Here is a 14,199-nt window from a genome sequence, read left to right on the forward strand (position 1 = left end):
GCGGAGGAAAAGGTCATGAAACTTGAGTTCTCAATTTATCGTTATAACCCGGACATCGATAACGCGCCGCACATGCAGGATTATGAGCTGGAAGCGGAAGAAGGCCGGGATATGATGTTGCTGGATGCGCTCATCCAGTTGAAAGAAAAAGATCCTACCCTGTCGTTTCGCCGTTCATGCCGTGAAGGTGTGTGTGGTTCAGACGGTTTGAATATGAATGGCAAAAACGGTCTGGCTTGTATTACGCCAGTCTCGGCATTGCAAAAGGGTAATAAAAAGATTGTGATTCGCCCATTGCCGGGGTTACCGGTGGTGCGGGATTTAGTGGTCGATATGGGGCAGTTTTATACTCAGTACGAGAAAATTAAACCTTACCTGTTGAATGATGGCAAAAATCCGCCGGCACGTGAGCATTTGCAATCCCCGGAACAGCGCGAAAAACTGGATGGTTTGTATGAATGCATCCTGTGCGCCTGTTGCTCGACATCTTGTCCGTCATTCTGGTGGAATCCAGATAAGTTTGTCGGCCCGGCAGGGTTACTGGCTGCTTATCGCTTCCTGATTGACAGCCGTGATACCGAAACAGCAGCACGGTTGGATGACCTGGACGACGCTTTTAGTGTTTTCCGCTGCCATAGCATCATGAATTGTGTCAGTGTTTGTCCTAAAGGCCTTAACCCGACCAAAGCAATTGGTCACATTAAGTCTATGTTGTTACAGCGTAGCGCATGATAGTTACAGCGTAGCGCATGTATAGCTACAGGGTAGCGAATGATAGTTGCAACGTAGTGCATGATGTGAGTTTATTAACCCGGGGAATGTATTTCCCGGGTTGCTTCAAGGTAGGGAATCTCTAAAAGCCGGCATGCAGTCAGTTTTTAGAGGTTCCTTGAACGGGACCGTTAAGGTCCATAACAGAACGTGCATTGAGCATGTCGAGTGAACCGTTTTTACGGCAAACCGTTGATACTACGGTGTATATGTTAACCACGGCGAAAACTGAAGCTTCAAAGCTTAAGGGATCATGATGCAGAACGGCGCAATGAAGGCCTGGCTGGATTCCTCCTATCTGGCGGGCGCGAACCAGTCCTACATAGAGCAGCTCTATGAAGACTTTTTAACCGATCCTGGTTCCGTTGATGATAGTTGGCGTTCAATTTTTCAACAGCTACCAACAACGGGTGTAAAACCTGATCAGTTCCACTCTCAAACACGTGAGTATTTCCGTCGCTTGGCGAAGGATTCCTCTCGTTATAACTCATCCATCAGCGATCCTGAAAATGATGCCAAGCAAGTTAAGGTGTTGCAGTTAATCAACGCCTTCCGCTTCCGTGGTCATCAACATGCCAACCTTGATCCACTCGGTTTGTGGAAGCAGGAGTCTGTTCCAGACCTTGAACCTTCCTACCACCACCTGACCGAAGCCGATTTCCAAAATACCTTCAATGTGGGTTCTTTTGCTATTGGCAAAGAAACCATGAAGTTGTCTGACCTGTATGCAGCACTGAAACAGACCTATTGCGGCTCTATCGGCGCTGAATACATGCACATTACCAACACCGAAGAAAAACGCTGGCTTCAGCAGCGTATTGAGTCGGTGGTTGGGAAACCGACATTCAGTGATGAAGAAAAACGTCGCTTCCTGAGCGAATTGACTGCCGCTGAAGGTCTGGAACGTTATTTAGGGGCTAAATTCCCGGGCGCGAAGCGTTTCTCGCTGGAGGGCGGCGATTCGCTGGTCACCATGCTGAAAGAGATGATTCGCCATGCGGGGAAAAATGGTACCCGTGAAGTGGTTCTGGGGATGGCTCACCGTGGCCGCCTCAACGTATTGATCAACGTTTTGGGTAAGAAGCCGGAAGATTTGTTTGACGAATTTGCCGGTAAGCATAAAGAGCATCTGGGGACCGGTGACGTTAAATATCACCAAGGCTTCTCATCCGATGTGGAAACTGAAGGTGGCCTGGTTCACCTGGCACTGGCCTTTAACCCATCCCATCTGGAAATTGTCAGCCCGGTGGTTATCGGTTCGGTACGTGCACGCCGTGATCGTCTGGATGAAGCACGCAGCAATATGGTTCTGCCAATCACTATTCATGGTGATGCGGCGATTACTGGCCAGGGCGTGGTGCAAGAAACACTGAATATGTCACAGGCACGTGGCTATGAAGTGGGCGGGACGGTGCGCATTGTTATCAACAACCAGATTGGTTTCACTACCTCGAACCCACTGGATGCGCGTTCTACCCAGTACTGTACCGATATCGCCAAAATGGTACAGGCTCCGATTTTCCACGTGAATGCTGATGATCCTGAAGCTGTGGCGTTTGTTACCCGTCTGGCGTTGGATTTCCGTAACACCTTTAAACGTGACGTGATGATCGATCTGGTTTGCTATCGCCGCCATGGGCATAACGAAGCCGATGAGCCAAGTGCAACGCAGCCCGTGATGTATCAGAAGATCAAAAAACACCCGACGCCGCGCAAGATTTATGCTGACAAGCTGACCGAGCAAAATATCGCCAGCCTGGAAGATGCCACGGAAATGGTCAACCTGTATCGTGATGCGTTGGATGGTGGTGACTGTGTGGTGGAAGAGTGGCGTCCGATGAATCTGCAATCCTTCACCTGGTCGCCGTATCTGAACCATGAGTGGGACGAAGAATATCCAAGCAAAGTTGAGATGAAACGCCTGCAAGATCTGGCGCGTCGCATCAGCCATGCGCCGGAAGCCATTGAAATGCAATCCCGTGTTGCCAAGATTTATGGCGATCGTGCTTTGATGGCAAGTGGTGAGAAGCCGTTTGACTGGGGTGGGGCTGAAACACTGGCTTACGCAACGCTGGTAGATGAAGGGATTCCGATTCGTTTGTCCGGTGAAGACGCGGGTCGCGGTACCTTCTTCCATCGTCATGCGGTGATCCATAACCAGAAAAATGGCTCGGTTTATGTGCCGCTGGCGAACGTACACAGTGGGCAGGGTGACTTCCAGGTTTGGGACTCCGTGCTGTCAGAAGAAGCGGTGTTAGCATTTGAATATGGCTATGCCACCGCAGAACCACGCACCCTGACTATCTGGGAAGCGCAGTTTGGTGACTTTGCCAACGGTGCGCAAGTGGTTATCGACCAGTTCATCAGCTCCGGTGAGCAGAAATGGGGCCGGATGTGTGGCCTGGTGATGTTGCTGCCACATGGTTATGAAGGGCAAGGTCCAGAGCACTCATCCGCACGACTGGAGCGTTATCTGCAACTTTGTGCCGAACAAAATATGCAGGTGTGTATCCCCTCTACGCCGGCGCAGGTTTACCACATGATCCGTCGTCAGGCATTACGTGGTATGCGTCGCCCGCTGGTGGTAATGTCACCTAAGTCATTGTTGCGTCATCCGTTGGCCATATCATCGCTTGATGAATTGGCAAATGGCAGCTTCTTACCAGCGATTGGTGAAGTTGACGAGCTGGATGCGAAAGGCGTCAAACGTGTCGTTATGTGTTCAGGCAAAGTGTATTACGACCTGCTGGAACAACGCCGTAAGAATGGGCAAACCGATGTTGCTATCGTGCGTATTGAGCAGCTTTATCCGTTCCCGCATCATGCTGTACAAGCGGTGTTGGAACAGTTCGCTCATGTGCATGATTTCGTCTGGTGCCAGGAAGAGCCGCTGAACCAGGGTGCCTGGTATTGTAGCCAGCACAACTTCCGCGAAGTGATTCCATTTGGTGCTTCCTTGCGTTATGCCGGTCGCCCGGCATCAGCTTCACCGGCAGTTGGATACATTTCCGTACACCAGAAACAACAACAAGCTCTGGTTAATGACGCGCTTACCGTCGAGTAGCGAGCCGGTTAACATATAAAGGATAGAGAATGAGTAGCGTAGATATTAATGTTCCTGACCTCCCTGAGTCTGTCGCTGATGGCTCTGTAGCAACTTGGCACAAGAAACCGGGCGACAGCGTTAAACGCGATGAAGTGCTGGTTGAGATTGAAACGGACAAAGTGATTCTGGAAGTTCCGGCCAGTCAGGACGGTATTTTAGACGCCATTTTGGAAGACGAAGGCGCGACTGTGACCTCACGTCAGGTACTGGGCCGTATTCGTCCAAGTGACAGTTCAGGTAAGCCGACGGAAGAAAAAAGTCAAAGCACTGAGTCCACTCCGGCGCAGCGCCAGACCGCTAGCCTGGAAGAAGAGAGTAACGATACTCTCAGCCCGGCAATTCGCCGTCTGATTGCAGAACATGACCTTGATGCTACTGCCATTAAAGGCAGCGGCGTGGGTGGCCGTATTACCCGTGAAGATGTCGATAGTCATTTGGCAAACCGTAAAACGGCACCGGCAGTGGCTGAGACCAAAGTAGCCGCCGCCGCACCTGCGGCACTGGCTAGCCGTAGCGAAAAACGCGTACCTATGACCCGCTTGCGTAAACGTGTTGCTGAGCGTTTGTTGGAAGCGAAAAACAGTACAGCAATGCTGACCACGTTTAACGAAATCAATATGAAGCCGATCATGGACCTGCGTAAGCAGTACGGTGAAGCTTTCGAGAAGCGCCACGGTGTTCGTCTTGGCTTTATGTCCTTCTATATCAAAGCGGTAGTTGAAGCTTTGAAACGTTATCCTGAAGTGAATGCTTCTATTGATGGCGAAGATGTGGTCTATCACAACTACTTTGATGTCAGTATTGCGGTTTCTACCCCGCGCGGTCTGGTGACGCCAGTGTTGCGTGATGTAGATACCCTGGGTATGGCTGATATCGAGAAGAAAATCAAAGAACTGGCTGTAAAAGGCCGTGACGGCAAACTGAAAGTAGAAGAGCTGACTGGCGGTAATTTCACTATTACCAATGGCGGCGTATTCGGCTCCCTGATGTCGACTCCGATCATTAACCCACCACAAAGCGCGATCCTTGGTATGCATGCTATCAAAGACCGGCCAATGGCGGTAAATGGTCAGGTAGTGATTCTGCCAATGATGTATTTGGCACTGTCCTACGATCACCGTTTGATTGATGGCCGCGAGTCCGTGGGTTATCTGGTGACGGTGAAAGAGATGCTGGAAGATCCAGCTCGCTTACTGCTCGACGTATAAAAAAGATAAATGACAAGGTCAGTCTGATTGCAAGGTGTTGATTAACCTGCCTCCGTGCAATCAGGCTACCTAGTAGGCTTCGGCCCATCTCAGACCTTATATGGATAGAACATCATGAATTTACACGAATATCAGGCAAAACAACTGTTTGCTCGGTATGGCATGCCAGCGCCAACTGGCTACGCTTGTACTACACCGCGTGAAGCAGAAGAAGCCGCATCTAAAATCGGTGCTGGCCCGTGGGTGGTTAAATGTCAGGTGCATGCGGGTGGTCGCGGTAAAGCGGGCGGCGTGAAACTGGTTAACAGCAAAGAAGATATTCGTGCTTTCGCTGAACAGTGGTTGGGTAAAAACTTGGTGACCTACCAGACAGATGCCCACGGTCAGCCGGTTCACCAAATTCTGGTTGAAGCTGCGACTGATATCGATAAAGAGCTGTATCTGGGCGCGGTTATTGACCGTAGCTCCCGTCGCGTGGTGTTTATGGCATCCACTGAAGGCGGTGTTGAAATTGAGAAAGTTGCCGAAGAAACGCCTGAACTGATCCACAAAATCGCATTGGATCCGTTGACGGGGCCGCAGCCTTATCAGGGCCGCGAGTTAGCCTTTAAACTGGGCCTGACCGGTAAGCAAGTCACTCAGTTCACCAAGATCTTTATGGGCCTGGCAACATTGTTCTTGGAACGTGACTTGGCGATGGTTGAGATCAACCCGCTGGTGATTACCAAACAGGGCGATCTGATCTGTCTGGATGGCAAGCTGGGTGCTGATGGTAACGCCTTGTTCCGTCAACCAGAACTGCGTGAAATGCGTGATAAGTCGCAGGAAGATAAACGTGAAGCTGATGCGGCGCAGTGGGAACTGAACTACGTGGCGTTGGATGGCAACATTGGTTGCATGGTTAACGGTGCCGGTTTGGCAATGGGAACCATGGACATCGTGAAACTTCACGGTGGTGAACCGGCTAACTTCCTCGATGTTGGCGGTGGTGCAACCAAAGAGCGTGTGACTGAAGCATTCAAAATCATTCTGTCTGATGACAAAGTGAAAGCGGTTCTGGTTAACATTTTCGGCGGCATTGTGCGCTGTGACCTGATCGCTGACGGCATCATTGGTGCGGTTGAAGAAGTGGGCGTAAACGTGCCAGTGGTGGTTCGTCTGGAAGGAAATAACGCTGAACTGGGTGCCAAAAAATTGGCAGACAGCGGTTTGAATATCATTGCTGCGACCAGCCTGACAGATGCGGCTCAGCAAGTTGTAGCGGCAGTGGGGGCTAAATAATGTCTATTTTAATTGATAAAAACACCAAAGTTATTTGCCAGGGTTTTACCGGTAGCCAAGGGACTTTCCACTCCGAACAAGCTATTGCCTATGGTACAAAAATGGTTGGCGGCGTAACGCCAGGTAAAGGCGGCACCCAGCATCTGGGCCTGCCAGTATTCAATACCGTACGTGAAGCAGTAGAAACTACCGGTGCTACGGCATCTGTTATCTACGTGCCAGCGCCGTTCTGTAAAGACTCCATTCTGGAAGCTATTGATGCCGGTATCAAACTGATCATCTGTATTACTGAAGGCATCCCAACACTGGATATGCTGGTAGTAAAAGTCAGATTAGAACAGTCTGATGCACGGATGATCGGTCCGAACTGCCCAGGTGTTATCACCCCAGGTGAATGTAAGATTGGCATCATGCCGGGCCACATTCATTTACCGGGCAAAGTGGGTATTGTTTCTCGTTCCGGTACTTTGACCTATGAAGCGGTAAAACAAACCACGGATATCGGTTTCGGTCAGTCCACTTGTGTTGGCATCGGTGGCGACCCGATCCCAGGTTCTAACTTCATTGATATTCTGAAGTTGTTCCAGGAAGACCCGCAGACTGAAGTTATTGTGATGATCGGTGAAATTGGTGGTAACGCTGAAGAAGAAGCCGCTGCTTATATTAAAGATCACGTGACCAAACCTGTTGTGGGTTACATCGCCGGTGTAACTGCACCAAAAGGTAAGCGTATGGGTCACGCAGGCGCCATCATTGCGGGTGGTAAAGGAACTGCGGATGATAAGTTCGCGGCGCTGGAAGCTGCCGGTGTGAAAACAGTCCGTAGCCTGGCTGAAATCGGCAATGCCGTTAAAGCTGTGTTACCGCAGTAAGCCATTAGATACGATGTTAGTTTGATAACTAACTCAAGATAGAGGCCACCTTGCGGTGGCCTTTTTTGTGGCTAATCAGAACGTATTCAGGGCGGTGATTAAGATAATATCTGTTTGCGCTTGTTGCTTAGCCTGCTCAGTGCTGGCACTGGTAGTTTGTTGCTGCAACGTAGCCAATGCAGCATCATAACTGGCTCTATCCTTAAACAACTTATCTTTGACGTTAATTGACGCAATATTGGTGTAGCGACCATCTGCTGTTGCTGGTACTGCAATTTTGCCACTATTAATCAACTGTTTGACAATCTTCTGCTGTTTGTCAAAACCTTCCAACCCGATTAAATGCCAGCGCTGCTGAACTTTACCCTCATACTTCCCGGCCTTAATATCAGTCAAATAGCGAATGGTCAGATTACGTATTGTGCCGTCTTCCTCACCGTATTGTGCTTTACTGTCTGATAACACTTGGAATTTCTGTCCTTCCAATGCGCCACCTTTTTGCGTCAAATGCCCCATCCGGTAACTGTTCATTCCCAGATGAATAGGAGTGCTATCGGTAACAGGCGTGCCGTCATTGAGGCGTAGGTCGGTGATGCGCGAACCTGCTGGTTTACGCAAATCGATGGTGTAGGTCACACCATCGAAGAAGTCATTGGTCGAATATTTTGAAGCGCGACGTTGTGGATTAAAACTGTAGGTGACATCACCCGCTTTAACCTGATTAAAGTAATCAGCCGACCACTCCATGTACTGTTTTAACGCTTTACCGGTCAGAGCATAAACGGTGATTTCACCGCCGGCATATTGATAGTTAAATGCAATGTCTTTAGCGGTGATATCACCGACATCCAGTTTAGGATGGTCGTTATCAATCTGTAAGGCAATAACCTGCGCCTGAGGAGCATAATAATGTGCCGCCTCCTGATACAACGCGCTGATACCGGTATCCTGAATATGAACCTGAGGAATACCTTTAATCTCATCGGCCGGTACCAGATTACTGCCGCTCAAGGTTGCAATCACCCGATTAGCATTGGCGCGCAAAATATCATGATAAGGCTGGTAAATCGCTTCCAGCTTTTTATCAGACTCGACTCCCTTGATCGGGTAGGTATAGCTGTCTTTATCCACCAGATGATATTTACCCTCACGCTGCTCAAATTTCAGATCAATGCGGGAGAGCGCGCGGCCATACTTATCTGGTTCAGTGATAATGACACCGTTAACCACTGCTTTATCAATCTTCACATGCATATGACCTGCGACAATGGCTGCCAGCTCTGGATTGGCCTTGGCGATATCGCCAACCCCGGTGCCAGGGCGCTGATTCTCATTATCGACTCCCATATGGGCAACCAGCACGATGGCATCTACTTGTGGCTGGATTTGCTGAATAACCTTTTTCACTTCTTGTACTGGATCGGTGAAATGAATGCCATTGATACGGTCGGTGCCTTGTGCAAACTCCGCAGTCATTGGGGTATCCATGCCAATAATGCCGATTTTCACCCCCTGACGTTCGATGATTTTATAAGAGGGGAGGTAAGGTTTACCTGAATCCCAGAAGATATTCCCCGCCAGTGCCGTGCCATCAAATTGTTTTAGTGAAGTGGAAAGGGCTTTAAGGCCAAAATCAAATTCGTGGTTGCCCATCACCCAGGCATCATATTTTAAGGCATTGAAGCCGAGAATCATCGGGCTGATCGGCTCATTTTTAAAGGTTTCAACAAAGTTGCCCTGAAGGGTATCACCGGCATCGACCAGAATCACATTCGGCTGTTCAGCCCGTATTTTTTGCACTTTCGTGGCTATCTGGCTCAGGCTACCGGCTAAGTTTTCACTGTCACTGGCATAGTCCCACGGCACAAAAGTACCATGTAAATCAGAGGTGCCTAAAATAGTGATATCAACTTGTTGCGCGGCGATGGAAGTGGTACTGACACAGAGTAATGTGGTGAGCGCTATTTTTTTCATTGTAGAGGATTCAATATTTTATCAAGAAATAGCATTTCATCATGCAACAAAATGGCAACACTTGCGAACGCTTCCCTCAAGTTAGACTAATATATTTATATAAAACTCGGAATTGTGATTTAACTCTCTCTGAGTGTAATAAATTTAAACGTTAATCTGGATCGCATAATAACGCAGTAATAAAGCATTAGAGAAACCATAAAATTACATTTCATTAACAGATTGGGGTTATATAAAAACAATCAAACTTTTAATTAACATGAAAAAGAATTAATTGTTCTAAATCAAGTTTTGAATATAGCAATAATGTTCATATGAGCTTAAATTGTTCTAGATCAAACTACGACGGGATGGGCAAATGGCCTGTTTGTTGACCTGTATCCAGAACTCAACGCTGGGTCACGTAAAATCCTATTTATTGTGTGGGATTAGAAGCGTACTATTACCGCGGTGTAATACTGGGTAGTTGATATTGTTATTTTTGTTGTGTTTTTTTGGGCATTCACTGCGGGGTAATTTCAGGGCTTCCAATTTAGTTAGCGGAGGCTCGGTTGCCGCAAGTCGGAGTCTTCCTGCGAGGAGCAAGGAGTCAAGATGTTTGATATTGTCGAACTGTCACGGTTACAGTTTGCCTTAACGGCAATGTACCATTTCTTATTTGTCCCACTAACGCTGGGTATGGCGTTTATGTTGGCAATTATGGAATCGGTTTATGTGCTGTCTGGTAAACAAATCTATAAAGATATGACCAAATTCTGGGGCAAGTTATTTGCTATTAACTTTGCTCTGGGGGTTGCTACTGGTTTGACTATGGAGTTCCAGTTCGGGACTAACTGGTCATATTTCTCACATTACGTCGGTGATATCTTCGGTGCCCCTCTGGCAATTGAAGGTTTGATGGCGTTCTTCCTGGAGTCTACTTTCGTCGGTCTGTTCTTCTTCGGATGGGATCGCCTGAGTAAACATCAGCATTTGGCTGTAACCTGGCTGGTTGCATTAGGCTCTAACTTCTCTGCGTTGTGGATCTTGGTTGCCAACGGTTGGATGCAAAACCCGATTGCATCTGATTTCAACTTTGAAACTATGCGTATGGAAATGCTGAGCTTCTCTGAACTGGTTCTCAACCCGGTTGCACAGGTGAAATTCGTTCACACTGTAGCGGCAGGGTATGTGACTGGCGCGATGTTTGTGCTGGGTATCAGTTCTTACTATCTGTTGAAAGGCCGTGATATTCCGTTTGCCAAGCGTTCCTTTGCCATTGCGGCGAGCTTTGGCTTGGCTGCCGTATTGTCGGTTATCGTGCTGGGTGATGAATCTGGTTACGAAATGGGCGATGTGCAGAAAACCAAATTGGCTGCAATTGAAGCTGAATGGGAAACCCAACCGCCTCCGGCAGCCTTTACGCTGTTTGCTATCCCGAATCAAGAAACCATGGAGAACCGATTTGCGGTTCAGATTCCATTTGCCTTGGGGATAATAGCGACCCGTTCATTGGATACACCGGTTATCGGCTTGCGTGATTTGATGTCTCAGCATGAAGTCCGTATCCGTAATGGTATTCATGCTTACAGTCTGCTAGAAAAATTACGTTCGGGTAACACTGACCCTGAGGTGCGTGAAGCCTTTAGTAAGGCGAAACAAGATCTGGGCTACGGTCTGTTACTGAAGCGTTATACCCAAAACGTTACCGATGCGACTGAAGAACAAATTCAGTTGGCGGCTAAAGACTCAATCCCACGTGTTCTGCCACTGTATTTCGCTTTCCGCATCATGGTTGCCTGTGGCTTCCTGATGTTGCTGATTATCGGTCTGTCCTTCTATAACGTAGTTCGTGGCCGGATTGGTGAGAAAAAATGGTTACTGCGCGCAGCATTGTTTGGTATTCCGTTGCCGTGGATTGCAGTAGAAGCAGGTTGGTTTGTGGCGGAATATGGTCGTCAGCCATGGGCTATCGGTGAAGTGCTGCCGACAGCAATTGCAAACTCGTCAGTCACCGCTGGGGATATTCTATTCTCCATGGGGTTGATCTGTGGTCTGTACACGCTGTTCCTGGTGGCAGAAATGTACCTGATGTTCAAATTCGCGCGCCTTGGGCCAAGTAGCCTGAAAACGGGCCGCTATCATTTTGAACAGCCGACTGCCCCAGTGCAGGAAGCACGGTAAACAGGAGTCCACTTATGTTTGATTATGAAGTATTACGATTTATCTGGTGGCTGCTGATCGGTGTGCTGCTGATTGGGTTCGCAGTAACCGATGGTTTCGATATGGGTGTCGGTATCCTGCTGCGTATCATCGGTAAGAATGATACAGAACGTCGTATTATGATTAACTCGATTGCCCCTCACTGGGATGGTAATCAGGTTTGGTTGATCACTGCGGGTGGGGCGCTGTTTGCTGCCTGGCCAATGGTGTATGCAGCCGCATTCTCCGGCTTCTATATTGCGATGATTTTGGTATTGGCTGCGTTATTCTTCCGTCCGGTCGGTTTTGATTACCGTTCTAAGGTGGAAGATAACCGTTGGCGCAATATGTGGGACTGGGGCATTTTTGCTGGTAGCTTCGTGCCAGCGGTAGTCTTCGGTGTGGCATTCGGTAACTTGCTGCAAGGTGTACCGTTCCACATGGATAGCTACATGCGCCTGTTCTACACCGGTAACTTCTTCCAGTTGCTGAATCCGTTTGGGTTACTGGCGGGTGTTGTCAGCTTGACCATGCTGGTAACGCAAGGTGCTACTTACCTGCAAATGCGTACCCGTGGTGAGTTGCATCTGCGCTCCCGTACTGCGGCTCAGATCTCTGCGTTGGTGATGAGTGTGGCCTTCCTGTTGGCCGGTATCTGGTTAGTTAAAGGTATTGATGGCTTCGTTATAACCTCAGCTTTGGATACGGCGGCTGAATCTAACCCGATGCGCAAAGAAGTTGCACATCAGGCGGGTGCATGGTTGATTAACTTCAATAAGTACCCAAGCCTGTGGGCGCTGCCTGCTCTTGGGGTTATTCTGCCACTGTTCACCATTTTGCTGTCGCGCTTTGAAAAAGGGGCTTGGGCCTTCCTGTTCTCATCACTGACTATTGCCTGTGTGATTCTGACTGCCGGGGTAACTATGTTCCCGTTCGTTATGCCATCAAGCACGGTACCAAATGTCAGTCTGACAATGTGGGATGCCACCTCTAGCCTGTTGACGCTGAAAGTGATGACCGTTGTTGCGATAATCTTTGTTCCTATCATCCTGCTGTACACCAGTTGGTGTTACTACAAGATGTTCGGGCGCATTGATAAAGACTTTATCGAAAACAATAAGCACTCACTGTACTAAGGAGCATAAAGCATGTGGTATTTTGCCTGGATTCTAGGGACACTTCTGGCCTGCTCCTTTGGTATCATTACTGCTCTGGCGCTGGAGCAGAGTGAAGCCAATGCAGCGGCGAAAGCCGCTAATAATGGCAATGATGATGTTGTCTGATAAGTTATACGATTTACTGGATAAGGGCCCGTTCAGGGCCCTTTCACTGGTGCTCGCGTTTGCTGTGGCATTCTGTGTGTTTTGGGACCCTTCGCGTTTTGCGGCGGCAACCAGTTCACTTGAGGTCTGGCAAGAGGTGTTTATCGTGTGGGCGGTTTGTACCGGTGTGATTCATGGGGTAGGTTTTCGCCCTAAGCGGATATGGTTGCGTGCTTTTTTCTCACCACTTCCCGCAATTGTGATCTTGTGCGCGGGATTATTCTACTTTTTTGTCTAATCTGTACACGTTTCGTCTAATCTGAACACAATCTATCCTTATGGGCCATTCGGCCCATAATTATTTTCGTTCTATTCCCTCAAGTGATTCCAAAGCTTAGCGCTCTTCAGTATAGTGTGTCCGTTAACTGCATTACTGGGAAGTAGAGTGAGTAATACGTTGTTTCGATGGCCGGTACGTGTCTATTTTGAAGACACCGATGCTGGCGGCGTGGTATACCACGCACGCTACGTTGCCTTTTATGAAAGGGCGCGCACTGAAATGTTGCGCCAACGCAATTTTCACCAGCAGCAATTGCTCAGTGAGCATGTCGCTTTCGCTGTCCGCCGCATGACGGTAGAATACCTGGCACCGGCACGTCTTGATGATATGCTGGAAGTACAGAGTGAAATTACCGCAATGCGTGGGGCTTCTCTCACGTTTGCTCAACGAATTCTCGACACACATGGCAATCTTCTGAGTAGTGCAGAAGTATTGATCGCATGTATCGATCCACACCAAATGAAGCCAAGAGCGCTTCCTAAGTCTATTGTCGCGGAGTTTAAGTAGTGGCTGACATGAACATTCTGGATTTATTCCTGCAGGCAAGCCTATTCGTTAAGCTTATCATGCTGGTATTAATGGGCTTTTCTATTGCTTCATGGGCGATCATCATTCAACGAACGCGTATTCTGAATGCTGCCACCCGCGATGCAGAAGCCTTTGAAGATAAGTTTTGGTCCGGTATTGAGCTGTCTCGCTTGTATCAGGAAAGCCAGGCTCGTCGCGAGACTCTCGGGGGCTCCGAGCAGATCTTCCATTCTGGATTTAAAGAGTTTGCCCGTTTACATCGCGCAAACAGCCATGCACCAGAGGCGGTGATTGACGGTGCCTCCCGTGCGATGCGCATCTCAATGAACCGTGAATTAGAAGCTCTGGAAACTCATATTCCATTCCTCGGTACTGTTGGTTCCATCAGCCCGTATATTGGCCTGTTTGGTACAGTATGGGGGATTATGCATGCCTTTATTTCTCTGGGTGCAGTAAAGCAGGCGACGTTACAAATGGTCGCACCAGGTATTGCCGAAGCACTGATTGCTACCGCGATCGGTCTGTTCGCTGCGATCCCTGCTGTTATGGCCTATAACCGCCTGAACCAGCGCGTGAATAAACTTGAACAAAACTATGACAACTTCATGGAAGAGTTCATTGCTATTCTGCATCGTCAGGCTTTTGCCAGCGCCGAGAGCAAATAAGTAGGGGGTTG

At 48.6% G+C, this 14,199-nt stretch carries 12 protein-coding genes; 11 read left to right on the plus strand and 1 reads right to left on the minus strand.

Features of this window, described 5'->3' with window-relative positions; translation table 11 throughout:
- Positions 1–15: 15 nt before the first annotated feature.
- The 5 genes from Q2T72_RS06960 (at position 16) to sucD (ending at position 7,238) form a co-directional block, all read left to right on the plus strand.
- Positions 16–732 (plus strand): succinate dehydrogenase iron-sulfur subunit, encoded by a 717-nt coding sequence (locus Q2T72_RS06960; RefSeq protein WP_083159601.1) that lies wholly within the window; start codon positions 16–18, stop codon positions 730–732.
- A 295-nt stretch (positions 733–1,027) separates the two neighbouring features.
- Entirely contained in the window at positions 1,028–3,835 is a 2,808-nt protein-coding gene (gene sucA / locus Q2T72_RS06965; protein WP_083159599.1) for a 2-oxoglutarate dehydrogenase E1 component, read from the plus strand.
- 29 nt (positions 3,836–3,864) lie between these two features.
- Positions 3,865–5,085, plus strand: coding sequence for a 2-oxoglutarate dehydrogenase complex dihydrolipoyllysine-residue succinyltransferase (gene odhB / locus Q2T72_RS06970; RefSeq protein WP_083159597.1), 1,221 nt, complete (start codon positions 3,865–3,867; stop codon positions 5,083–5,085).
- 114 nt (positions 5,086–5,199) lie between these two features.
- Complete coding sequence (gene sucC, locus Q2T72_RS06975) at positions 5,200–6,366, plus strand: ADP-forming succinate--CoA ligase subunit beta (RefSeq protein ID WP_005188956.1); 1,167 nt, start codon at positions 5,200–5,202, stop codon at positions 6,364–6,366.
- Positions 6,366–7,238: a succinate--CoA ligase subunit alpha gene (gene sucD, locus Q2T72_RS06980; protein WP_083159595.1), complete on the plus strand. Its 873-nt coding sequence runs from the start codon at positions 6,366–6,368 to the stop codon at positions 7,236–7,238. Before sucC ends, sucD begins: the two co-directional genes overlap by 1 nt.
- A 75-nt stretch (positions 7,239–7,313) precedes the next feature.
- Here the strand turns inward: sucD and Q2T72_RS06985 are convergent, their stop codons facing one another.
- Positions 7,314–9,212 (minus strand): bifunctional UDP-sugar hydrolase/5'-nucleotidase, encoded by a 1,899-nt coding sequence (locus tag Q2T72_RS06985; RefSeq protein ID WP_083159593.1) that lies wholly within the window; start codon positions 9,210–9,212, stop codon positions 7,314–7,316.
- A gap of 594 nt (positions 9,213–9,806) precedes the next feature.
- On the opposite strand from Q2T72_RS06985, the gene cydA reads away from it, so the two are divergent.
- The 6 genes from cydA to tolQ all read left to right on the plus strand — a co-directional run bounded on the left by cydA (position 9,807) and on the right by tolQ (position 14,188).
- Positions 9,807–11,375 (plus strand): cytochrome ubiquinol oxidase subunit I, encoded by a 1,569-nt coding sequence (gene cydA, locus Q2T72_RS06990; protein WP_083159591.1) that lies wholly within the window; start codon positions 9,807–9,809, stop codon positions 11,373–11,375.
- A gap of 14 nt (positions 11,376–11,389) precedes the next feature.
- Positions 11,390–12,529 carry a cytochrome d ubiquinol oxidase subunit II gene (gene cydB / locus Q2T72_RS06995; protein WP_083159589.1) on the plus strand — a complete coding sequence of 380 codons (1,140 nt, stop codon included), beginning with the start codon at positions 11,390–11,392 and terminating at the stop codon, positions 12,527–12,529.
- A gap of 12 nt (positions 12,530–12,541) precedes the next feature.
- Positions 12,542–12,676 (plus strand): cytochrome bd-I oxidase subunit CydX, encoded by a 135-nt coding sequence (gene cydX / locus Q2T72_RS07000; RefSeq protein WP_025383069.1) that lies wholly within the window; start codon positions 12,542–12,544, stop codon positions 12,674–12,676.
- Positions 12,666–12,953, plus strand: a complete 288-nt coding sequence (ybgE, locus tag Q2T72_RS07005) for a cyd operon protein YbgE (RefSeq protein WP_193784831.1) — start codon at positions 12,666–12,668, stop codon at positions 12,951–12,953. Before cydX ends, ybgE begins: the two co-directional genes overlap by 11 nt.
- A 147-nt stretch (positions 12,954–13,100) precedes the next feature.
- Positions 13,101–13,502 carry a tol-pal system-associated acyl-CoA thioesterase gene (gene ybgC / locus Q2T72_RS07010; RefSeq protein WP_032907060.1) on the plus strand — a complete coding sequence of 134 codons (402 nt, stop codon included), beginning with the start codon at positions 13,101–13,103 and terminating at the stop codon, positions 13,500–13,502.
- Entirely contained in the window at positions 13,502–14,188 is a 687-nt protein-coding gene (gene tolQ, locus Q2T72_RS07015; RefSeq protein ID WP_005188971.1) for a Tol-Pal system protein TolQ, read from the plus strand. The genes ybgC and tolQ overlap by 1 nt, the downstream gene beginning before the upstream one ends.
- The last annotated feature ends 11 nt before the right edge of the window (positions 14,189–14,199 follow it).

The organism is Yersinia sp. 2466 StPb PI, assembly GCF_041538325.1.
Classification (GTDB): Bacteria; Pseudomonadota; Gammaproteobacteria; order Enterobacterales; family Enterobacteriaceae; genus Yersinia; species Yersinia enterocolitica_E.

What these genes read in the sequence shown, in the direction of transcription:
- Q2T72_RS06960 (WP_083159601.1), top strand. Translation starts at nt 16, where the DNA reads ATGAAACTTGAGTTCTCAATTTATCGTTATAACCCGGACATCGATAAC.
- sucA (WP_083159599.1), top strand. Translation starts at nt 1,028, where the DNA reads ATGCAGAACGGCGCAATGAAGGCCTGGCTGGATTCCTCCTATCTGGCG.
- odhB (WP_083159597.1), top strand. Translation starts at nt 3,865, where the DNA reads ATGAGTAGCGTAGATATTAATGTTCCTGACCTCCCTGAGTCTGTCGCT.
- sucC (WP_005188956.1), top strand. Translation starts at nt 5,200, where the DNA reads ATGAATTTACACGAATATCAGGCAAAACAACTGTTTGCTCGGTATGGC.
- sucD (WP_083159595.1), top strand. Translation starts at nt 6,366, where the DNA reads ATGTCTATTTTAATTGATAAAAACACCAAAGTTATTTGCCAGGGTTTT.
- Q2T72_RS06985 (WP_083159593.1), bottom strand. Translation starts at nt 9,212, where the DNA reads ATGAAAAAAATAGCGCTCACCACATTACTCTGTGTCAGTACCACTTCC.
- cydA (WP_083159591.1), top strand. Translation starts at nt 9,807, where the DNA reads ATGTTTGATATTGTCGAACTGTCACGGTTACAGTTTGCCTTAACGGCA.
- cydB (WP_083159589.1), top strand. Translation starts at nt 11,390, where the DNA reads ATGTTTGATTATGAAGTATTACGATTTATCTGGTGGCTGCTGATCGGT.
- cydX (WP_025383069.1), top strand. Translation starts at nt 12,542, where the DNA reads ATGTGGTATTTTGCCTGGATTCTAGGGACACTTCTGGCCTGCTCCTTT.
- ybgE (WP_193784831.1), top strand. Translation starts at nt 12,666, where the DNA reads ATGTTGTCTGATAAGTTATACGATTTACTGGATAAGGGCCCGTTCAGG.